This is a genomic window from Flavonifractor sp. DFI.6.63 (assembly GCF_024462255.1).
In the GTDB taxonomy this organism is placed as follows: domain Bacteria; phylum Bacillota; class Clostridia; order Oscillospirales; family Oscillospiraceae; genus Lawsonibacter_A; species Lawsonibacter_A hominis.
The window spans coordinates 38,551-60,002 of sequence record NZ_JANGBE010000007.1; the positions used below are offsets into that span (position 1 = coordinate 38,551).

Annotated in this window: 30 protein-coding genes; all 30 read left to right on the forward strand. The window is 59.1% G+C overall.

The features are described from left to right. Positions 1-47 precede the first annotated feature (47 nt). Positions 48-314 carry a type II toxin-antitoxin system RelB/DinJ family antitoxin gene (locus NE547_RS05445; protein ID WP_256174960.1) on the forward strand — a complete coding sequence of 89 codons (267 nt, stop codon included), beginning with the start codon at positions 48-50 and terminating at the stop codon, positions 312-314. Continuing rightward, a complete protein-coding gene (locus NE547_RS05450; RefSeq protein WP_256174961.1) occupies positions 307-585 on the forward strand; it encodes a type II toxin-antitoxin system mRNA interferase toxin, RelE/StbE family in 279 nt (92 codons plus the stop codon). The genes NE547_RS05445 and NE547_RS05450 overlap by 8 nt, the downstream gene beginning before the upstream one ends. Before the next feature lie 114 nt (positions 586-699). Next, on the forward strand, positions 700-873 hold the full coding sequence (locus tag NE547_RS05455) for a hypothetical protein (RefSeq protein ID WP_256174962.1): 174 nt from the start codon (positions 700-702) through the stop codon (positions 871-873). A gap of 118 nt (positions 874-991) precedes the next feature. Beyond that, the gene (locus tag NE547_RS05460) at positions 992-1,171 is read left to right on the forward strand and encodes a hypothetical protein (RefSeq protein ID WP_256174963.1); all 180 of its coding nucleotides are present in this window, start codon (positions 992-994) and stop codon (positions 1,169-1,171) included. Positions 1,172-1,184: 13 nt separating this feature from the next. After that, entirely contained in the window at positions 1,185-1,931 is a 747-nt protein-coding gene (locus NE547_RS05465; protein ID WP_256174964.1) for a BRO family protein, read from the forward strand. Positions 1,932-2,032: 101 nt separating this feature from the next. Next, entirely contained in the window at positions 2,033-2,548 is a 516-nt protein-coding gene (locus NE547_RS05470) for a hypothetical protein (RefSeq protein WP_021750512.1), read from the forward strand. Next, positions 2,532-3,968, forward strand: a complete 1,437-nt coding sequence (locus NE547_RS05475; protein WP_256174965.1) for a terminase — start codon at positions 2,532-2,534, stop codon at positions 3,966-3,968. The genes NE547_RS05470 and NE547_RS05475 overlap by 17 nt, the downstream gene beginning before the upstream one ends. 10 nt (positions 3,969-3,978) lie before the next feature. After that, positions 3,979-4,152 (forward strand): hypothetical protein, encoded by a 174-nt coding sequence (locus tag NE547_RS05480; protein ID WP_154669738.1) that lies wholly within the window; start codon positions 3,979-3,981, stop codon positions 4,150-4,152. Positions 4,153-4,226: 74 nt separating this feature from the next. Then, complete coding sequence (locus NE547_RS05485) at positions 4,227-6,392, forward strand: phage portal protein (protein WP_256174966.1); 2,166 nt, start codon at positions 4,227-4,229, stop codon at positions 6,390-6,392. Between the two features lie 12 nt (positions 6,393-6,404). Beyond that, complete coding sequence (locus NE547_RS05490) at positions 6,405-7,394, forward strand: HK97 family phage prohead protease (RefSeq protein ID WP_227126822.1); 990 nt, start codon at positions 6,405-6,407, stop codon at positions 7,392-7,394. A 14-nt stretch (positions 7,395-7,408) separates the two neighbouring features. After that, entirely contained in the window at positions 7,409-8,977 is a 1,569-nt protein-coding gene (locus NE547_RS05495; RefSeq protein ID WP_256174967.1) for a phage major capsid protein, read from the forward strand. Positions 8,978-9,035: 58 nt separating this feature from the next. After that, positions 9,036-9,452 (forward strand): hypothetical protein, encoded by a 417-nt coding sequence (locus NE547_RS05500; RefSeq protein WP_227126820.1) that lies wholly within the window; start codon positions 9,036-9,038, stop codon positions 9,450-9,452. Positions 9,453-9,488: 36 nt separating this feature from the next. Next, positions 9,489-9,611: a hypothetical protein gene (locus NE547_RS05505; protein ID WP_256174968.1), complete on the forward strand. Its 123-nt coding sequence runs from the start codon at positions 9,489-9,491 to the stop codon at positions 9,609-9,611. 35 nt (positions 9,612-9,646) lie between these two features. After that, on the forward strand, positions 9,647-10,300 hold the full coding sequence (locus NE547_RS05510; RefSeq protein WP_227126819.1) for a phage head-tail connector protein: 654 nt from the start codon (positions 9,647-9,649) through the stop codon (positions 10,298-10,300). 4 nt (positions 10,301-10,304) lie between these two features. Then, positions 10,305-10,946, forward strand: a complete 642-nt coding sequence (locus NE547_RS05515) for a hypothetical protein (protein ID WP_227126818.1) — start codon at positions 10,305-10,307, stop codon at positions 10,944-10,946. Further along, complete coding sequence (locus NE547_RS05520) at positions 10,946-11,335, forward strand: hypothetical protein (RefSeq protein WP_227126817.1); 390 nt, start codon at positions 10,946-10,948, stop codon at positions 11,333-11,335. The genes NE547_RS05515 and NE547_RS05520 overlap by 1 nt, the downstream gene beginning before the upstream one ends. After that, the gene (locus NE547_RS05525) at positions 11,332-11,874 is read left to right on the forward strand and encodes a hypothetical protein (RefSeq protein ID WP_172697601.1); all 543 of its coding nucleotides are present in this window, start codon (positions 11,332-11,334) and stop codon (positions 11,872-11,874) included. Before NE547_RS05520 ends, NE547_RS05525 begins: the two co-directional genes overlap by 4 nt. Positions 11,875-11,879: 5 nt before the next feature. Then, the gene (locus NE547_RS05530; protein WP_050625012.1) at positions 11,880-12,956 is read left to right on the forward strand and encodes a DUF3383 family protein; all 1,077 of its coding nucleotides are present in this window, start codon (positions 11,880-11,882) and stop codon (positions 12,954-12,956) included. Positions 12,957-12,975: 19 nt separating this feature from the next. Next, complete coding sequence (locus NE547_RS05535; protein WP_050625013.1) at positions 12,976-13,389, forward strand: phage protein; 414 nt, start codon at positions 12,976-12,978, stop codon at positions 13,387-13,389. A gap of 78 nt (positions 13,390-13,467) precedes the next feature. Further along, the gene (locus tag NE547_RS05540; RefSeq protein WP_021750526.1) at positions 13,468-13,737 is read left to right on the forward strand and encodes a hypothetical protein; all 270 of its coding nucleotides are present in this window, start codon (positions 13,468-13,470) and stop codon (positions 13,735-13,737) included. A 46-nt stretch (positions 13,738-13,783) separates the two neighbouring features. Then, positions 13,784-13,918 (forward strand): hypothetical protein, encoded by a 135-nt coding sequence (locus NE547_RS05545; RefSeq protein WP_021750527.1) that lies wholly within the window; start codon positions 13,784-13,786, stop codon positions 13,916-13,918. 39 nt (positions 13,919-13,957) lie between these two features. Then, positions 13,958-16,450, forward strand: coding sequence for a hypothetical protein (locus tag NE547_RS05550; RefSeq protein WP_256174969.1), 2,493 nt, complete (start codon positions 13,958-13,960; stop codon positions 16,448-16,450). Between the two features lie 42 nt (positions 16,451-16,492). Then, positions 16,493-17,089 (forward strand): phage baseplate protein, encoded by a 597-nt coding sequence (locus NE547_RS05555; RefSeq protein ID WP_050625015.1) that lies wholly within the window; start codon positions 16,493-16,495, stop codon positions 17,087-17,089. A gap of 6 nt (positions 17,090-17,095) precedes the next feature. Beyond that, positions 17,096-17,452, forward strand: coding sequence for a hypothetical protein (locus tag NE547_RS05560; protein ID WP_050625016.1), 357 nt, complete (start codon positions 17,096-17,098; stop codon positions 17,450-17,452). Beyond that, on the forward strand, positions 17,449-18,294 hold the full coding sequence (locus tag NE547_RS05565) for a hypothetical protein (RefSeq protein WP_227126815.1): 846 nt from the start codon (positions 17,449-17,451) through the stop codon (positions 18,292-18,294). Before NE547_RS05560 ends, NE547_RS05565 begins: the two co-directional genes overlap by 4 nt. A 15-nt stretch (positions 18,295-18,309) precedes the next feature. After that, positions 18,310-18,846 (forward strand): Gp138 family membrane-puncturing spike protein, encoded by a 537-nt coding sequence (locus tag NE547_RS05570; RefSeq protein WP_227126814.1) that lies wholly within the window; start codon positions 18,310-18,312, stop codon positions 18,844-18,846. A gap of 14 nt (positions 18,847-18,860) precedes the next feature. Next, entirely contained in the window at positions 18,861-19,199 is a 339-nt protein-coding gene (locus NE547_RS05575) for a PAAR domain-containing protein (RefSeq protein WP_077138778.1), read from the forward strand. Positions 19,200-19,202: 3 nt separating this feature from the next. Continuing rightward, a complete protein-coding gene (locus NE547_RS05580) occupies positions 19,203-19,577 on the forward strand; it encodes a DUF2634 domain-containing protein (RefSeq protein ID WP_021750534.1) in 375 nt (124 codons plus the stop codon). Then, on the forward strand, positions 19,574-20,761 hold the full coding sequence (locus NE547_RS05585; protein ID WP_256174970.1) for a baseplate J/gp47 family protein: 1,188 nt from the start codon (positions 19,574-19,576) through the stop codon (positions 20,759-20,761). Before NE547_RS05580 ends, NE547_RS05585 begins: the two co-directional genes overlap by 4 nt. Then, the gene (locus NE547_RS05590) at positions 20,761-21,450 is read left to right on the forward strand and encodes a hypothetical protein (protein WP_050625020.1); all 690 of its coding nucleotides are present in this window, start codon (positions 20,761-20,763) and stop codon (positions 21,448-21,450) included. Before NE547_RS05585 ends, NE547_RS05590 begins: the two co-directional genes overlap by 1 nt. The last annotated feature ends 2 nt before the right edge of the window (positions 21,451-21,452 follow it).

Sequence of the window (21,452 nt, forward strand, 5' to 3'; positions counted from 1 at the left end):
AATTATTGATATAATGTGCTTATAATAAAGCACAAGGAGGCTTTAATATGGCACAGACAAATGTGAATATCCGGATTGACGAGCAGGACAAGAAACTTTTTGACGAAATATGTGGCCAGCTTGGAATGAATATGTCTACCGCTTTTAATGTATTCGCAAAGGCGGTAATAAGACAAGGCGGCATCCCTTTTGACCTCAGCATTGAGCGACCCAATGCGGAAACGCGAGAGGCCATTGCCGATGTGAATGCGGGACGAAACCTGTCCGGCCCATATAGGAGCCGTGACGCACTGAGAGAGGCTTTGGATGCTTGACGTATTCTATTCCGCAAAATTCAAAAAGGACTATAAGCGGATAAAGAAACAGGGCAAGGATGTGGAACTGCTGCTAGACATCGTAGATATACTGGCAGACGAAAAACCTCTGGAACCCAAATTTAACGATCACTCTCTAAGCGGTGATTATATCGGACACCGAGAATGTCACATTCAACCCGATTGGCTATTGATTTATAAAATTGACGCCAAGGAGCTTGTTTTGGTGCTGACCCGCACAGGCTCACACAGCGAATTGTTTGGGAAGTAGGAGAGAACCGTCCCTTTGGGACGGTTCTCTTTTTCTATAAATTTTCGGAAACCTCTTGACTTGTAGCTGGCTACATTATATAATTGTAGCAGGCTACAAAAGGAGGGGTGATTATTGGCCGAAAAAAGCAGAGCCGAGTATTTCCGAGACCGACGGAAGACCATGAAACAGTTCAATGTAATGCTCAAGAGGGATAAAGTGGAAGCACTTGAAGCCAAACTGAAAGCTCAGAGCAAAACGAAAGCAGAGTGGTTGAACGAAAAAGTTGACGAAGAACTCGGAAAATAAAAATGGCGGAAACGCCCTCCCGTCGAAAGTTGAGCGAATCCGTCATTTACACCAACCCCGAAGGATTGATGAATCCATTCTATCAGACCTCCGGGGAAATTTCAAGGAGGATTTTATTATGAGGCTCCACAGCGTTAAGGAGTACGAGCAAAATGAACAAGATATGCTGACCCTGTTCCGAAAGTTGTCCTGGAGAGAACAGCTCATGCTGATAGGACGGATGGAATTTGCAACCGAGCAGAACGTCTGCGCAGAAAACAAAATCGTTCTTTTCCCCTGTGCGGTCAGAAATGATTAAGGAGGCGTTTGAAATGAGCGGAATGGAAAAGAGTTTGCGGATATTTAGCAGGCCGGAATTTGGGAAAATTCGCACTCTGGAAACCGACGGTGCGCCATGGTTTGTAGGACGGGATGTGGCGGCGGCGCTGGGGTATAGTAACACAAACAAGGCGCTTGCCGACCATGTTGAGCCGGAGGACAAGCGGCAAGGGGATGGGGTAACGATTCGTGACCCCATCGGGAGAGAGCAGCACCCCGTTATCATCAACGAGAGCGGACTATACTCTCTAATATTTTCCAGTAAACTCCCTGTGGCAAAACAATTCAAGCGTTGGGTAACATCAGAGGTCCTTCCGGCCATACGGCGAACGGGCATATATAGCGCTCGGTCTCACCCCGTGTGCGCCTCGGAAATGGACTGGCGCTATGATGGTATTGTAAAAAGTGTTGAGGAAATTTCCGAGCGCATAGCAAGACTTGAGCGGACCAATGCAACTGTATGGCAGTCGCTGGCACTTTCTGATGAATGCCAAGTTGAAACAAAAACGCTTCACAAAACCGCCCAACTGATCTGGGACACATTAAAAAGATTGGACTGCGCACTGGGCGGATTTGGAGAAATACAGATTAGCAATCGGAGACTGGCGCGTCTAGCTCGTATTCGTGCTGTCCACACGTTGATAGCTGGCCGAAAAGAGCTGATAGACGCCGGGTACATCGCATTTTCTCCGGGAGTAAAAGGAAGCCCAAGCATCTATCAAATCACACATACAGATTAAATCTGTTCTTAATAGTTATTCATAGCAAGCACTGTCGGCACAGCCGATGGTGCTTGCTATGTTTATAACGAAAACTACCTGACTACAAGAGAGGTGGTGATATGCCGAAGCACAGAGACACCGAGCCGTGGGAGCGTCTGGAGGGCGAGGGTGTCAAAGCGTATGAGGCGTTTTCGGTCTACCTGGAGCTGGGGGAAGAGCGCAGCATCCGGGCGGTTGCTAAGCAGTTAAACAAAAGTACCACGCTCATAGGCCGATGGAGCCGCACCTATCAGTGGGTGGAGCGGACCGCCGCATACGACGTTGACGTCCAGAGGAAAGCCCATGCCCAGGCCGTCAAGAAGCGCCGGAAAATGGCTGACCGTCATATCAGCATCGCCCTGAAATTGCAGGAAAAGGCGTTGCAGGCCCTCAAGGACATGGACCCCAGCGAGATAGACCCGAAGAACCTTGTGGCGTTCATCCGGGAGGCTACCAAGCTGGAGCGTGAGAACCGCATGGAGCTGGAGGCCGATACCGCACCGGGCAAGGCGAATGAGCAGGCCGACAGCAGCCTTGCCGCCGTCATATCCGAGGCGTGGGAACGGAGGAAGCAGCAAAATGAACCTGACAAGTGACGCCATCCTCTACTACGCCGACAATCCGGTGGACTTCGTGGAGGACATCATAAGGGCCAAGCCGGACAGTAATCAGAGGGCCATCCTGAACAGCGTAGCTCAGTACCCCATGACCTCTGTACGCTCCGGCCACGGCATCGGCAAGAGCGCGGTGGAGAGCTGGCTTGCTATCTGGTTCCTGACTACCAGGCCATATCCCAAGATACCCTGCACCGCCCCCACCCAGCACCAGCTATGGGACATCCTGTGGGCCGAGATTGCGAAATGGCTCCGCAGTAACCCGGCTCTGTCTCAAGAGCTGATATGGACCAAGGAAAAGGTCTACATGAGAGGCCACCCGGAAGAGTGGTTCGCGGTAGGCCGGACGGCCAGTAAGCCCGACGCCCTCCAGGGCTTTCACGCCGAGCACGTGCTCTACATCATCGACGAAGCCTCCGGCGTCCGAGATGAGATATTCGAGCCGGTCCTCGGCGCACTATCTACGGAGGGCGCAAAGCTGGTAATGTGTGGGAACCCCACGAAGATTACCGGCTTTTTCTATGACAGCCACCACAAGTCCCGCGAGCTTTACAACGCCATGCACATTGATGGGCGGGACAGCAGCCGAGTAGATCAGCAGTTCATCGACACCATCATTGATATGTTTGGTGAGGACAGCGACGTTTTTCGGGTCCGTGTGGCCGGGGAGTTCCCCAAGGCCCTGCCTGACAGCTTCATACCGATGGAGTGGGCAGAGCGGGCAAGCGAGGCCGAGGCCCCGGAGATTGACCGGGCGGCCCGTGTGGACATCGGGATTGACGTCGCCCGCTACGGCGATGACAGCAGCGTCCTATCCCCTGTCCTGGACAAGAAGCTCCAGGAAAAGCCGGAGATATACCACCACAACGACACCATGGAGCTGAGCGGCAAGGCCGTCCAGCTCATCAAGCGCTATGCCCTGGAGCATCCCTGGGCAGAGATACACGTCAAAATCGACTGTGACGGCCTGGGCGTCGGCGTCTTTGACCGCCTCATGGAGCTGCGGGAGCAGATCGTGGAGGAAGTTCAGGCCCAGCGAGACCGCCGGTATGCAGACGATGAGGACGCCCCGCCCCCGTTCTCCCTGGACATCGTGGAGTGTCACTTTGGCGGCGAGGGCGGCACCATCAGCGACGATGACCCTATCGACTACCAGAACAGCACCGGCCTTATGTGGGGCGCGGTCCGGGAGGCCCTGCGGACGCAGAGCATCAAGCTATATCCCGATGATAAGCAGATAAGCCAACTTTCCAACCGGAAATACGTGGTAAACAGCGCTGGCAAGATTGAGCTGGAGAAGAAAGAGGCCATGAAAAAGCGCGGCCTGTCCTCCCCGGATATGGGAGACGCGCTGGCCTTGGCCCTGCATGACCCGCTGGTAAGCGACTGGAGCATTGACTAAGGAGGACACCATGAAAGCGAAATGCAGTTACCTTGTATCGGCTGACGGCTGGCCGATGAAGTACATCCGGGCAAATACGGCGGCAGAGGCCCGGCGCCGCTGGCAGAAGATGACCGGCGGCCCCAAAAACCCCGCTGTCTCCCAGGTGCTCGGTAAAAAGCCGAAGCGCGAGGGAGGCGAATAACCGTGCCATTCTGGAACCGATTTAGAGGGGGTGGTGCGGGGAGGGCGAGCCAGACCTACCGGAGCGACAGCGTTATGCTGCCCAGGTGGACCAACCCGCCGGAGCGCAACACTCAGGAGTGGATAGACGCGTTTCACACCAACCCCCGCCTGTCCGTCGTGGAGCGCATCGCCTCCGATCTGTCTTTTGCGGAGGGAAAGCTCTACCGGGTGGATGAGAACGGAGACGAACAGGAGCTTACTCATCACCCGTTCCTGGACTTTTGGGCGAACCCAAACCCGCTACATGAGATGAGCAACGCGGCCCTGTGGCGGCTCCTGGAGATTTACCTCAAGCTCAAGGGCGAGGGGTACTTCATCATGGAGAAATCGCCCCTGGGCGTCCCTGTGGAGCTGTGGCCGGTCCCTGTCCATTGGGTACAGATGACCCCGTACCTGGACCACCCGTACTACACCGTCCGGCTCACCAACGGTCTGCTGATGAACGTGTCCGTAGATGATATGTTCGTGATGAAAGACCTGAACCCGATAGACCCATTCAAGCGCGGCCTGGGGCAAGCTGAGGCCCTGGCAGATGAGATTGAGACCGACGAATACGCGGCCAAGTTCCAAAAGCGCTTTTTCTTCAACGACGCCACGCCGAACCTCATCATCGGTATGCCCAAGTCCACCCCGGAGCAGCGACAGCGCTTCCGGTCTGAATGGCTTGAGCGCTTCCGGGGAGTGTTCCAGAGCCACGGCGTCGCTACTGTCAACGGCGAGGTCACGGTAAACAAGGTCGGAGACAGCATGAAAGACATGGACATGGTGAACGGGCGTACATTCCTGCGGAATGCCGTCCTTGAGCACTTCGGCGTCCCCCGTGAGATTATGGGTATCACGGAGAGTAGCAACCGGGCCACGTCGGAGGCGGCTCAGTTCATCTATGCCCAAAACGTCCTCATGCCCAACCTACGCCGCCGGGAAGAGGCCATCAACAACCAGATCATCCCGTATTTCGGAAACGACCTGGTGTGGCGCTTCGATGACATCATTCCCCGGAACCAGGAGTTTGACAAGGCCCTGGGCATAGACGGCTGGAATGCTGGCCTACTCACCAAGGATGAGGCCCGCGAGAAGTTGGGTATGCCTCCGGCCCTGGTGGGCGGCGATGTCTACAAGACGCAGTTCTCCGACGTCTACATCCGGGAAGACGATGACCCTGTGGCGATCTCCACGGCGGCGGCCAACCTCCAGTATGCAGAGAGCGCACCACCGCTTGAGACGGGCGGAGAGCAGGACATTGAGATAACGGATAACGGAATACCCCTGGACGCCGAAAACGGCTCAGAGGGGACGGGAGACGGCGCGGAGGGCATAGAAATCGTGTCCTCTAAGGGTACGTCCCCGGAAGAGCGTAAAAACCTCCAGGTGCAGGCCGCACAACGCGCCCTGCTGCAAGCTGAGAGGGAGCAAACCCAGCGTTTTGAGATTGCCACCCTCAAATATCTGCGGGAGCAGGGCCGCCGGGTGAGTGACGCCATGGGCGGCACCACCAAGGATGAGCGGAGCGTTTGGGACATTCTCATGGGGGCCATCCCCGGCTATGACCCGAACAGCGAGGGCGCGGCGGAGCAGAGCGCAGCGGCGTGGTCCTCTTTGAGCGAGGCAGACCGCACCCGCCTTGTGAGCGCCTTTACCCTGGGCCTCATCGACTGGCCCCAGGAGGAAACGGCCCTGCTGAATATCTTTGAGCCGCTGTGGAAAGAGAGCTACGACAAGGGCGCTGGGGTGTCTGCCAAGCTCTACAACCTCCAGGCGGTCCAGAGGCCGGAGCTTATCAGCACGGCGAAGCTGCGGGGCGGCGTCCGGGTCAAAGGCATCACGGAGACCACCCAGCAGTCCATCGCCCGTATCGTCTCCGCTGGACTGGAGCACGGAGACAGCCGGGCCACCATCGCCAAGCAGATTGAACAGGAGATGCAGACCACGGCATCCAGGGCGCGGACCATCGCCACCCAGGAGTGCAATACCTCGCTCCTGACCGGCCACTACGACATGATGCGAAAGGCCGGGGCCGCCTGGAAGACCTGGCACGTTGCCAACATGAGCGCCGCCAGACCATCCCACAAGCGCCTGAACGGTGAGCGGGTCCCTATCGACGCCAAATTCTCAAACGGCCTAATGCGGCCCTGTGACCCGGATTGTACGGACCCCGCTGAGGTCGTGAACTGTCACTGTTTCCTGACATTCGACAAATAAGGAGGACGCCTGATGGAATTTACCGAGATGCAGGCTCAGGAGGCCGCCCGATCTGCGGGTATCGACCTGGAGAAAGAGCGGTTCGACCTGAAAGCCCTGACAGCCGGGATGAATGCGGAGCTTGAGCACGGCACCGCAAGCCCGGACACGAATATTACCAACGATGACCCCGTTATGACGGCGAAGCTCGCAGCGGCACATCTGCGGGTCTCGCCGTTTTACTATGCCTCCGGGCGGGGCCTGAAAGCGTGGGAGGCTTCGCTCCGTAGAGGGGTGAAAGTGAAAAGCTCCAAGACGGAGCACAAAACGCTGTCTTTCCGTACCGAAGAGTACGACGAAGAGAGCGGCATCTTTAGTGGCTACGCTGCGGTCTATGGCAACATCGACAGCGGCGGGGACATAATTGAGCCTGGTGCCTTCACGAAGACAATCGCCGAAGGCTGGGAGAGGGTGAAGATACTCGCCCTGCACAACGACTGCTGGCTCCCCATTGGCAGACCTTTGGAGCTGAGGGAAGACAGCAACGGCCTTTTCATTAAGGCCAAAATCAGCGACACTTCGATGGGACGCGACATCAAAGTGCTGCTGAAAGATGGAGTTCTCACTGAGCTGTCCATCGGATATGACCCCATCGTCTTTGACTACGACGAAAACGGCATCCGGCATCTGCGGGAAGTCAAGCTGTGGGAGGTCTCCGTCGTTACCTGGGCCATGAACCCGGAGGCGACGATCACCGACTACAAGCAGGCCACCGACGCCGCCGGTTTCCTGGACGCCTTTTTGGAGGCGGCTACCGCCGAAGTCAAGGCCGGTCGGAAAATCAGCGGGACCCGGCTAAAGGCCCTCAAGGACGCGAGCGCGTCCATGAAAGCCGCTACCAAGGTCCTTGACGGCATTATCCGAGAGGCAAGCGACACCGAGAAGTCCGTCTCCCATACCGCCAACACCAGAGCCGCGAAGTCCGCGCCGACTACCGGCATCACCTATGAAATTCTGCTATAAGGAGGAAATTACAAATGGCTATTCCCAAGAAAGGAACCGCACCCGCTGGCCGCAAGTCTATGAAGATGGAGGCCGATGAGCTGACCGAGAAAATCAAGGCTTGCGTCAAGGAGGCCCTGGATGAGCAGGCCGAGGCCAAGGCCGAGGGCGAAGAGGGAACCGAGGACGCTGTTGCCGAGGTTGCCCCCGCTGACATCTCCGGTCTGATTGAGGACGCTATGGCTGTTGTCGCTGAGAAGCGCAAGAGCCGCAAGGAGGCCGGCGAAGAGCTGGGCGACGTCACCGCCGAGGAAGTCATGGAGGCCGTCGGTGAGATTATCGACGCCACCGAGGGCGAGGCCAAGGAGGATGACAGCGTTGAGGAAGAGGTCAAGGAGGATGAGGAAGTGACTGATGAGGCCAAGGGGCGCAAGGCCGCCACCCGCAAGCACCAGACCAAAAGCGCCCGCAAGAGCGCGGCCTCCCCCGTCCAGCGGAAGTACAGCTCCATCTACATGAGCCGTACCACCCCCACCAGCACCGCCAAGAAGTCTATCCCGCCCGCCGTGCAGCTCGCCCGCGCTATCAAGTGCCTGGACGTGTTCGGCAAGCATGACCCCGACGCCGCCTCTTTCTACGCGCAGCGGAAGTATGACGATGCAGACATGGCCCGCGAGTTCAAGGCCCTGTCTGCCACCAACCCCACTGCTGGCGGCTACCTCATCCCTGAAATCTACCTGGACCAGATCATTGAGCTGCTGTACTCCAAGACCGTCATCTTTGAGCTGGGCGCCCAGAAAGTCCCCATGGCCAACGGCAACCTGAACATCCCCAAGATGACCGGCGGTGCCCGTGCTACCTGGGGTGGTGAGGCTCGCAAGATTGCGAAGACCCAGCCCACCTACGGCAACATCCGTCTGTCCGCGAAGCGCCTGGAGGCCATCGTGCCTCAGACCCGCGAGCTGCTGATGAGCACCAACTACTCTGCCGATCAGCTCTTCGCCAACGACCTGACCCGGCGCATGGAGCTGGGCCTTGACTTCGGCGCTATGTTCGGAAAGGGCGGCGAGTTCCAGCCCCTTGGCGTGTTCACCGACAAGGAGGTTGAGCACGTGGACGCCAAGACCCTGAGCAACGATGACCTGGCCGACAGCAACGGCAAGATTACTGCCGACTTCCCTGTGTTCGTCCGCTCTAAGGTCCTGGCAAAGAACGTGGACGACAACAAGCTCGGCTGGGCGTTCAACTCCGTCCTGGAGGGCTATCTGATGAACCTCAAGACCACCACCGGCGCGTACATCTACCGCGATGAGATGAACACCGGCAAGCTGCTGGGGTTCCCCTATCGCGTGTCCAACCAGATCACCACCGACACCAGCGGCCTCACTGAGCTGGCCTTTGGCAACTGGGCGGACCTCCTGGTGGGCGAGCAGATGGGCCTTGAGACCTACACCACCCTGGACGGCTCCTGGGTCGATGAAGAGGGCAACCAGCACAACGCCTTTGAAGAGAACCTGGCTGCCACCCGCGCCCTTATGTACGTGGACATCGCTGCCCGTCACAAGGAGAGCTTCCTGCACGTCAAGAACATCAAGGCGTTTTAATCGGAGGCCGGGGCATACCGCCCCGGCCCTATAATTTCAACAAGGAGGAATTTCAGCTATGAAACGCGCACTTATTCAGAGTGTCAAAGTGACCCCGTACACCAGCGAGGACGCCATCAACCGCGAGGGCTTCCTCTCCGGCATCCTGGCCGTCAAGGTCGGCTCCCCCTCCGGCTCCCCTACGGGTATGGCCGTGAAGCTGACCATCACCGAGAGCGACCAGAGCGGCACCGGCTATGCGCCCGTCAAGGATAAGCTGGTCTGTGTGGGCAACGCGCCCCTGGACGATGCGGGCGCGATCTCCGTCACCACCGACGCCGCAGGCGGCGAGCTGGTAAACTTCGACCTGGACCTGGTGGGTCTCAAGCAGTACGTCAAGGTCAAGGTGGAGATTACCTGCTCCGGCGGCACCAGCCCGGAGTGTGAGGCTACTGCTGCCCTGGCCCTGGGTGACGCTTCCGAGGTCCCCGTCTAATTTGGCCCTGAGAGGCCCTACAAGGAGGTTTTCACTATGGCAAGACACTATCCCCCCGAGACCGTGAAACCCGCCGAGAACAAGCGGGAAGCAGGCCCCAAGGAGAAAAAAGCGACCGCTCCCAAGAACGACGGCAAAAAAGAGGACGCGGGCGAGTAGCCCGCGCCTCCCCCCCTGAGAATGGAGGCGACACCGTGGCAAATGAACCGACTGTAAAACTGGCCGCAAACGCCATGACTACTCTTGAGGACACGATGGAGCGCCTGGGCATCCCACCGGAGGCGGCGGACACCGCCGTAAAGAACAACATCATCCGGCTTATCAATTCGGCGTCTGCCTGGATTGAGACCATCACCGGGCGGAAGTTCGGCAAGGCCACCTACACCCACAGGTACGTTGCCCCCGGCACTCAGGAACTTGTGCTCACTCAGTACCCCATACGGGCGGTTGAGTACGTCCGGGACACCGAGCACGGCGTGAGCATAGACCCCAGCAGCTACGACTTTACCATGACCGGAGACGTGGGCGTACTGTACCGCGATGAGGGATGGGTATTCCGTGGCTACATCGGCGGCCTTGCAAACGACTACACGGCCCCCAGGCGCTACCTGGAAGTGAAGTTCACCGCCGGGTATGTGCTGCCCAAGGACGCGACCGAGGATGAGCCGTCCGATCTGCCGGAGGACATCGTGGCGATTGTGTGGGGCATCGCGGAACAGGAGTTCTCCATCCTGCGGAACGGCGCTCAGGGCCTTGCGGCTTTCTCCATCTCCGACGTGTCGTGGACCTTTGACAAGGAACCCCGCGCCTCCTGGATGGAGACCCTGGCCCACTACATGAGGTGGTGAGCCTATGCAAGTCCGTGACAATGTACTGCCGCATCTGCGGCGGGTTAAGGCCGAGCTGGAGAAGCTGAACGGCACCCGGATAAAAATAGGCATCCAGGGCAACGCCGACAGCGAGCTTCTGATGATTGCCCGTGTCCATGAGTACGGGGCCACCATCACGCCCAAGGCCACCCGGAACCTCTGCATACCTATCCACAAGGACAGCTACGACAAAAGCCCCAGGGACTTCCAGGACCTCTTCTTTATCCGGTCCAGGGACGGCTACCTGTTCGGCGTCGTAGCCAAAAAGGGACGGAGGGATAAGGATAATCCGAATAACCTCAAGTTCCTGTTCCTGCTGCTGCCCTCCGTCACCATACCGGAGCGCAGCTTCATCCGAGCGGGCTTCGACCACAACAAGAACAAGCTGGCCGAAATCGTCCAGAATGAGGTTGCCCGCATCTGGCAAGGTCAGCAGACGGCGGACGGGGCCATATCGTGGATAGGCGGGCAGGCCGTGGGCCTTATCCAGCAGTTTATGAGCGACGCGAGCAACTTTGAGCCGAAAGGAAAAATCCAGAGGGAGCGCTATCCGTCCTATGCGGACAGCCCTCTCATGGTGACCGGACGGCTCCGAAATTCGATCACGTGGGAGGTTGAGGAATAATGGGCGTCCCGTTCAAAATGGCGCAGCCCATGATACCGGGCGGCCTGCTGCATACCATGTACGAGGTCCAGGCGGGAGGCCACTACGACCAGGACAAGGGCGGCCAGTGGGTAGCCGGTGAGCCTGTGCGCGTCCCCTTTGAGGGCGCGGTCCTCCCTGTGAGCGACAAGGACCTACGGCGTGAAATCACCGGCACCGTGTCCGATCTGAGCGAGAAAATCTATACCAACGGCCATGCGCTCCAGGTGGGAGCACAGGTCTATGACCCTGACAGCGGAAACACCTACACCGTGACCCAGGAGCTGGGCCACAACAGCATCCACCCGATGAAGCGGTATCTGGTAGAGGCCAGAACCGGCGCGGCGCCGAAAGGGGGCGGTGGGGCGTGAGTTTCGTCACGAAGCGGAATGCCCTCATATCCGCGCTTCATAAGGCCGTGGGCGTCCCGGTCCTGCTGGCCTCCCAGGTCCAGCCGGAGGCAGAACCCCCGTTCATCGTCTACTCAGTGACCGCAGACTACATCCCGGACGGCGGCCTGGGCAACTACTCGCTGGGTGAGGGTGCGACGCAAGACGATCTGGTGGAGGTCCGGGAAGAGCAGCCCACCGCCACCCTGTCATTTACTGCTTGCAGCGTGAACCGCTGCTACGACGATAAAGGCTCCCAGGTGCAAGTCCTGGGTGCAGATGAGGCCCTGGAGCTGGCAACGCTGGCCCAGGGCTTTTTCCTGCATACCGGGAGAGACGCCATAGCGGGGGCCGGTTTCGTCGTTGTTGATGTCACCAACGCCACCAGCCGGGACGCCCTGGAGCTTGACGAAATGGGCCGCCGGTTCGGTTTCGATGTCCGGCTCCGGTACACCCGGACCGACGCGGCGGCCATCAGCAAACTTGAGAAACCCACAATCAAAGGAAACGTAAAGGAGTGATTTTAATGCCGAAAGACGTTGTTGTGGTCGTGAATATCGACGCCAAGCCCAGCGGAACGGAGAACCTGGACATTCTGCTGCTGTCCACCGAGGGCGCTAAGGACGTGGCCGTCTACCGCGATCTGGACGTCATCAAGGAGGCGTTCACCGGGAAAAAGGTCGCTGCTATGGCCGAAGCCCTGTTTGAGCAGGGCAAGACCACCCTTGCGGAGACCCTTATCCGCAAAGTGAAAATCGCCGGTATCGCTGCCCCCTCCGGGAGCGGTGAGACCGAAAAGGCATCTGCTCTGGTGCAGGCCGTGGAGACCCTGCGGGAGACCGATGATGATTGGTATATCCTGCTGACCGACCAGGACGGCGATGAGGCCGTGAAAGCCCTCTGCGCCTGGGCCGAGGCTACCGAGCCTACCGAAGCGGAGCTGGGCGCGGGCGAGGAAGACCACCGCAAGCTCTACTTTGGGCGCACCCAGAACAAGAGCCTTGCCGTCACCAACCGCCGGTCCATCGTCATCTACGGGGACCAGGATGAGGAATACCCCGACGCCGCCTATGTGGGCAACGTGGGTCCGTTCTATCCTGAGAGCGTAACGTGGAAGTTCAAGCGGCCCCAGGGCCTCACCGTCCCGGACCTCACCAACGCCGAGCGCGACGCTCTGGAAGAGGCCAACGTGAACTTCCTGACCGTCGAGTACAAGCGGGAGTATGTGAAGAACGGCGTGTGCGCCGACGGCGAATTTATCGACGTCCAGATGGGCGCTGACTACATCGCCAAGAACATGAGGGAAAACCTCTACGACATCTTCCTGGAGAACCCCACCATTGGCTACACCGACGCGGGCTTTGCCCTGGTCGCTGCCGGTGTGTTCTCCGCCCTGAACCGCGCTACCGACCTGGGCATTATCGCCCTGGACCCGGAGAGCGAGCAGGGCGTCTTTACCGTTGTAGTCCCCAAGCGGTCCCAGGCCACCGACGAAGAGGCCCGCGCCCGGCAAATGCCGGACATCACCTGGGAGGCGCAGCTTGAGGGCGCGGTCCACACCGTCAAAGTCAAGGGCGTACTGCGGGCCACCCTGAGCGCGTGAGAAAGGAGCGTAATTCATCATGGCTAAAGGCATCGAAGTTGCGAGCTATGACCCTAAAAAGGTCAACGTCATTGTCGGGGGCCGCACCATCACCGGCTTTGCTGCTGATGGTGTCGTGTCCGTCACCAAGAACGAGGACAGCATCACCCCCGCCGTAGGCGCAAAGGGCGACGTGACCTACTCCGAGAACGCCAACGAGAGCGGCACCATCGCTATTACCCTCATGTCCACGTCTTCCAGCCTGTCCTATCTTCGGGAGCTGGAGGCGAAGCGTCGGGCCGTCAACGTGACGATCTCCGACGTGAACGACGCGGACGCGTTCACCCTCAGCGCGGACAACTGCCGGGTAATGAAAATGCCCGACCTCACCCGCAATAAGGAGCAGAGCACGATCACCGTCAACATCTATGCACCGTCGGTAGTCCCCCGCTAAGGGGGGCTACCCATGAAAGGCTATCCCAACTGGCCGAACAAACCAAAATCACTATCTGAAAGGGGCTACCGAAAATTTATGGCTAAGCAGAAGAAAGTCACCGTCAACGGCGAGGAATACACCCTCCAGTCCGTCTCTCCCACCTGGTACTTCGGCGTCAATGACGATTGCGGCATGACCGGCGGCGGACGCCGGGACACCACCAAGTACATTGACACCATGCTCAAGAACGTGGTCATTTCTCCCGCCGAGGTCAAGGCCGACGGCATCAGCTACTTCGATGAAAAGGATGACATCAAGACCCCGGAGAAGCTGATTAAGGCCATCGAAACCTTTCTGCGAGAGTGAGCTTAACGTAGACCGCGCAATCAGAAAGGCCAAGCGAAACCGGAATATGTGGGTCCTCATCTTCACCGGCGGCGGCCTGTGCTATGCCGACTTCAAGGGCATGGACCTGGCTGAGTACCAGGAGGCGGTGCAGGCCCGCATACTCTACAACGAAGACTGGAGCAAGCAGCGGGGCGAGTGACCCCGCTGCTTTACTTTTTGCAGAAAGGGGGTGGAGCCAATGGCAGACAACCGGGAGCTTACCTTTGGCATGGACTTTGGCCTGGATGACGCGATAAACCGCCTGGGCGAGACGATAGACCGCCTGGAGCAGATCGTGGACCGCGCCCAGGACGTTGAGGACGCCGCTCAGGATATGGGCGCTCGCGTCCGCGCCGGTACTGACGCGATCAGAGACGGAGCCAGAGATGCAGGCGACGCCCTGGATGACCTGGAGGATGACGCCGACGATGTAGGCACCAGCTTCCGGGATATTGGCAGAGAGGCGGACAGCTTCGGTGCTGCCGTAGGAAAATCTATGGGCGCTGCGGCCAAAGAGACCAATAGCGTTTCCAAGACCATCAAGGCCGGATTTGACGGGGCCATAGGCTACTCCCAAAAGAAGTTTTCCGACTTCACCGGCAAGGTGAAGACCGGAGTAAAGGGCATCGGGACCGCGTTCACGCACCCGATAAACACCATCCGGGGGAAGTTCTTGAGCGCGGTGGAGGCCGCTGCCGACAGGATTAACAATGTGGGCGATGAGGCCGACGATGCGCGAAAAGACCTGGACGATATGGGGGATGAGGGCGACAAGGCCGGAGGCGAAATCAAAGAGGCCATCAAGGGCGCCCTCGCCGCCTTTATCGGCTTTGAGGCAATCCAGGCCGGTATTGATATGCTCAAGGAGCTGGGCGCGGCGGCCATCGAAGCAGCCGGGTCCGCTGAGAATGTGGGCCGGAAGTTTGAGGCCAACTTCTCAGGCACCGACGCCGGGGAGTGGGCAGAGAACTACGCCGACGCCATCCACCGGAGCAGCGATGAGGTCAAGTCTTTCATGGTGTCCAATAAGGCCCTATACGGGGAAATGGGCATCACCGGGGACGCGGCCGCAGAGCTGTCCAAGGCCACCACGTCCCTTGCCTATGACTTCGGCAACGCCTTTGCCATGGATGACACCGAGGCCCTGGGCGTGGTCCAGGACTACATCAGCGGGAACAATGCGGCACTCGAAGAGTACGGCATCCACATTGATGAAGTGGCCCTGAAAAATACCGCGCTCTCAATGGGCCTGGGAGACCAGATAGACGAAATGGACGATGCTACTCTGGCCCAGGTCCGCATGAATGCCCTGCTGGGGCAGACCAAGAAAATCCAGCAATCGGCGGCCAACAGCACCGGCGGCCTGGTGAACAGCACCAAAGACCTCAAGGGCATCTGGAGCGAGTTCATGGCCGACGCTGGCAGCCGGTTTACGCCGGTCATCGAAAGCCTGTTCAGCACCATCCTGGATAGCTGGCCGACCATAGAGCCGATGCTCATGCAGTTCGTGGATATGCTGAGCAACGGGCTTGCCCAGGCTATGCCGGTCATCACGGAGCTGGGCATGACCCTGTTGCCCGTCCTAACGGACGTGCTGGGGACCGTGTTCGAGGCCGGCCTCCCACTCTTGCAAGTGTTCGGAGACCTGGCGCAGACCATCCTACCGCCTGTGGCGGACATCATAGGCATGATAGCCGAGACCGTCATGCCGCCCCTGGTGGACATCCTGAACACCCTAAATACCTCCATCATTCAGCCCCTTGTGCCGGTCATTCAAAAGCTGGCCGAGGCGCTGCTACCGCCCATTGCGCAACTGCTGGGCCTGATCTCCCCCATCCTGGAGGCCGTAAGCCCTGTGCTTGAGGTCATCGGAGATGTCCTGGGCGTCATCGCTGAGGTCCTGGGCAAAGTGGTAGGCTGGCTGGCCGACGGCGTGGGCAAGGTCGTAGGCTTCTTCTCTAACCTGTTCGGCGGAGCCAAGGACAGCGAAGAGGCGGTAAACGACCTGAGCGGGTCCATCAATGGCCTTGATGACGCCGCGAGCAAGGAGACTTCCCTTGTGGTCGATACGTCGCAGTACAAGAAGGAAGTCACCGGAGCAGCGGAGACCACCACCGAGGCCGTCACCGAAAGCTCCAACCAGGCCGCCGAGATAACCGACGTAAATTTCATGGCTATGGGCGCGTCCGCTACGGCGGCCTATGGGACCATGCAGACCGACGCGGAGACGGCCTGGAGCGCCATGCAGACCGCAGCCACCACAGGCACGGACGCCATCGTCGCACAGTTTTCCCGTATCACGGCGGCGGCCCGTGAAGCGAGCAACGCCTCCAATGTCCAGATAGGAGCGAGCATCCCGCACAACGCCGGAGGCACGGATAACTTTGAGGGCGGTCCCACGTGGATGAACGAAGAGGGCGGCGAGCTTGCCATCCTCCCCGGCGGCTCTGCCATCATTCCGGCGGACCAGACTGACCGCCTGATGAAATCCTACACCAACAACACGACCAACAACCGAAGCAGCCGGAGCGTCAGCTTTGCCCCCAGCGTCCAAATCACGATTGTGGGTAATGCCGACAGCTCCACCGTTGCCAACCTGAAAGAGCAGCTTCGCGCCCTGTTCGATGAGCTTTACCAAGAGGCCCAGGCCCAGGACTACACGGACCGCGCTATGCAGGCTGGCTTTGCATAAGGGGGTGCTACTATCTACACACTTGAGGGAAGAAAATGCGGAGTGGTCCGCTTCGAGCCTCTGACTACCGGCGTAGTGACCTCCGAGAGCGTGAGCCGGAGCAGCACGATCACCGATAACCCGGTTGAGGGCGGCTCCAATATCCAAGACCATGTTTTTACTCAGCCGTTGAGCTTCCAGATCAGCGGGACGGCCATCAATGGCGCGGACACCATCGCCGCCCTGCAAAAGATGTGGAAGAGCGGCGACATCATCACCTACACCGGGAGGAACCGCATCAGCAACCTTGTCATCCAGCAGCTCCAGAGCACCCACGACGCCAAGAACCGTGGGGGCTTCACGTTCACGGCCACCCTAAAGCAAGTCACCCTGGGCAGCTCCGTGGACAGTGGAACGGCCTCTACTATGGCCGGTATGGACGCTGCGGCCTCCGCGTCACAGCCCAAGGCAACCACCAAGGCGGCGCAGAAGTCTTCCTCCCAAACCTCCAGCACTAAGGCGGACGGCCTGAAAACCACCGTCTCCACCACGATTTCATCCAGCGCCTATATGTCCTATGTAAACAGCTTCAACAGCAAGCCGAAGAGTAGCGCGGGGCCAACGTCCCGCGCTACTCCCAGCAACACCGGGAGGAGGTAACGGACCATGCAGCTTATTGACCTTGGGCAAGAGGTTGAGTATATCGACATCGACGTGAGCAAGGTCCCCTACACCTTTTCCGTGAAACTCAGCGACAAGACCTATTCCTTTACCATCCGGTACAACGACACCGGCGGTTTCTTTACCCTGGACCTGTCTGTGACGGCCACCGGCGAAGTGCTTGCCTACGGAGACCCCATCCGCTACGGGCGGCCACTGTTCGGCCCCATTGAGGATGAGCGCTTTCCTTTGCCGGTCATCATTCCCTTGTGCCTCACGGGGGACGATGTGGACGCCGTGACGTGGGAGAACCTGGGGGAAGAGGTCAAGCTCTATCTCTTCGACAGGGAGGGAACGGAATGAGCTTCTGGATGAGAGAGGCCAGTCTCCAGATTGGGAGCAAGAAGTACAGTATGGACAATCTGTACTTTGAGTTTGAGGTCCCCTTTGAGGACAGCGACACCATCCAGACGGCCAAATTCAAAGCCTACAACCTGTCTGAGAGCACCCGAAAGGGTATCAAGCGCGGGGACGTTATCATCCTCAACGCAGGCTACGAGGGCGACGTGGGGGCTATCTTCGTCGGCCAAGTGAGCGCTTGCAGCCACAAGCACCAAAATACCGAGTGGATCACCGAAATCTCAGCAACCGCCGCTATGGACCAATGGCTCAACTCCAAGGTCTCCAAGACCTATGCCAAGGGCAGCACGGCGAAAGAGATTGTCTCCGATCTGCTCAATATCTTTGGGGTTGAAATCGGGGATTTTTCCCTCGCCACGAACAAGGTCTATGACCGGGGGCTGGTGTGCAACGGCAAGGTAAAGGACGAACTCAAGCGCATTGTGGTGAACGACTGCAAGAGCCGGTTCCTTATACGCAACGGGAGCGTCTTCATCAATGACCCGACTAAGGGCATCGCAAATGGCCTTGTCCTTACCCCTCAGAGCGGCTTGCTGCTGTCCGGGAATGAGGTTGAGGAAACCGTCATAGCCGTGGGCAGCGACAGCCAGAAAAGCAGCGCCACCAAGAGCGAAGAGGGCAACTATGTGACCCGTGAGTGCCTGCTCAATTACCACATCGGACCGGCTGAGCAAGTTGTCATCCAGTCTCATAGCCTCAACGGGCGCTTCATCGTTGCCAAGGGGAAGCACACCGGCACACCGAAAGGCAACTGGAAAACCACCATCGAAATGAAACCGGCGTAAAGGAGGGACCTTACCATGCCGAGACAAAACCGAAAGCAAGCCTATGAGGACGCCAAGAAACAGGCGGACGCGGCGGGCCTTTGCGTTGCGGACGTTGTAAAGGTCCTTGCCTTTGATGAGGCGGCCTTGACCGTCGATGTTCAGCCGATCACCCGTTATCCCGACGAAGACACATTCCAGACCAAGCCGCCGGTCCTGGCCGTCCCCGTGGCTACCATCTACGGGGGCGGCTTTGTCATCCGTCCTGTCTACAAGGCCGGGGACATCGGCGTGGTGGTCTACCTGGACCGGGACAGTGACGCCGTTATCGCTGGAGGTGCGGAGGCAGACCCCAACACCGAGCGCCTGCACAGCGGGGATGATGCTGTCTTTGTGGGCGGCATCCGCACCGGCGGCAGCTCCATATCCGGCCTCCCCGCCGGGTCCCTGAGCCTGGGGACATCCGACGGCGGCGTGTACCTGTCCATCTCGCCAAGCGGCATCGACATCAAGGGGAATGTGACCATCACCGGGGACCTGACCGTTACTGGCGGCGTGGTCAACCTGAACTGAGGGAGGTATGCGCTATGCCTGGAGCTGCACGGCAAGGGGACGCCATACAAGGCACCACAGCGGGGGAGCACAACGGACACGCCACCCCGCACGGTCCCCTCCCTATCACGGGAACGATCTCCGGTGGGTGCTCCGGGGACGTTTTCATCAACGGGCGACCGGCGGCCTATGTCGGAAGCACCACAACCGAAAATGACGCCTGCTGCGGGAGCAGCCAAGGGAGCATCGCCCAGGGCAGCAGCAGCGTCTTCATCAACGGAAAACCCGCCGCCCGTATCGGGGACACCCTGGCCGCCCACAATGGCACCGGGGCCGTCTCTGATGGCAGCGGGGACGTTCTGATCGGAGGGTGAGATATGCAAGATAACTGGACCCTTAAAATTGACCCCGAAAGCAGAGACCTCATCCTCGATGACGCCGGAGCGCTGGAGACCATATCGGGCGATGAAACCACCGCCCAGGCCGTCCGGCTGACGCTGGAGGTCTACCGAGGGGAGTTCCCCTTTGACCCCACCCACGGCACGGAGTATGAGCGCATCATGGGCAAGAAGCGGAGCGAGCTGGAGGATGACGAAATCCCGGAGGTAATTCGGGACGCCGTCTTCCAGGAGCCACAGGTTGCCGAAGTGAGCGCCGTGGACTATGAGCTTGTGGGCCGGGGCCTGGAGGTCTCTGTGACTGGCCGCCTCCAGAGCGGCAATACCATCACTACGGAGGTGAGCACAGCATGAGCAATCAAGAATGGGGCGTGACCGAGCGCGGCTTCCACCGGCCTACTTACGTAGAGCTTCTGGACGCCATCGAGTACAAGGCGCGGGAGCTGTTCGGGAGCAAGGCCAACCTGACCGTCCGGTCCCCCCTGGGCATCTTCCTACGGATTTTCGCATGGATGCTGAACATCCTGTTCAGCCTCATGGAAGATGTCTACAATAGCCGTTTCGTTGATACGGCGGCAGGGACCAGCCTCTACAACCTGGGGAAAGCTATCGGCTTGTCCCTGCTTCCCGCGCAAAAGGCGTCCGGCTACGTCGAGTTCACCGGCGCCGCCGGTACTCCTATCCCCGTGGGCTTCCTGGTCCGCACCGTGGCCGGATTGCAGTATGCAGTCCTGGCCGCCGGCCGCATCGACGATACCGGGAAAGTCACGTTGCCGGTCCAGGCCGTTGAGACCGGAGCGGACTACAACGTGGCCGCCGAGACGGTCAAGGAAATCACAAACCCCATGGACGGCGTGAGCGCCTGCACGAACCCGGCAGCCATCGACGGCGGGCGGGGCCGGGAAACCGATGAAGAGTTCCGGGACCGCTATTATCAGTCCGTGGACTATGCGGGCGGCGTCAACGCGGACGCCATCGCCGGTGAAATCATGCAGAACGTGGACGCGGTTTACTCCGCGATCTGCTACGAGAACGACACCGACGAAACCGACGCCCTGGGCCTCCCCCCGCACAGCATTGAGGCCATCGTCTACGGCGGCCTGGACGCCGACATCGCGCAGGCCATCTTCCGGCGCAAGGCGGCGGGCATCCAGACCTCCGGCAGCTCTTCTATCGCCGTCATCGCCAAGAGCGGACAGAGCATCAATATCAAGTTTTCCAGGCCGACCACCGTTGCCGTGTATATTCAAATCAAGAACCTGGAGACCAACAGCGACTTTCCGGGCGATGGGCAGGACCGCATCAAGGAGGCCCTGGTGGAGTACATCGGCGGCGATGTGAGGGGCGGCCTGACTATCGGCTCGGACGTTCTCTATATGGCCTTGCCCGGTGTCATCCTGTCTGTCCCCGGTGTGGTGGACTTCGACCTGGGCATCAGCGAGACCGCCAGTGACTACGGGGAAGAGAACATCGTCATTGACACCAGGGAAAAGGCCGTGACCTCGACCGACAAAATCACCATTGCGGAGGTGAGCTGATGAGCTACGGCTACCTGTCTCAAATGCTGGAGTATCTGACCGGGGCTTATGCCCGGTCGGACATCCGCAACAGCCGACACAGCCTCCCCATGGAGACGAACATCGGGCGCTTATTCGGGACCCTTGCCTGGGGCCTTGAAATCATCCACGAGAACGCGGACCGGCTCAAGCTATGGGATGACATAGACAATGCCAGAGGGTCCGTCCTGGACCGCTACGGGGCCAATTTCGGCGTCGCTCGCGGTGGAGCGGACGATACCTTTTACCGCCTGCTCATCAAAATCAAGATGATTGCGCTGCTTTCCGGCGGTGACATCGACACCATCATCTCCGCTGCGGCCTCGCTCTTCAACGTGGACGTATCGGAGATAGAGGTCCGAGAGCTGTTTCCGGCGAAAATCTGGATTTATGTCGATGAAGCTGTCCTGGACTATGAGCGCCTGGAGGCCGCGCCCCTGATAGCGGAGCTGATGAAGCGCATCGCGGCGGCAGGCGTCGGGACCCGTGTTTTCCTGCGGACCTACCACACAGCACGGTCCCGGAGCTATTACGCGGTCCCGGCGCTGATCTACAACGAGATTGAGGCGAAACCCCGAACAACCCCATTCCGCACGGCAACCTCCCGCAGCTATGTGGGCCTGGCCGTGTGGGAGGACGTGTCGATAACTGCATCTATGAAAGCGAGGTAATA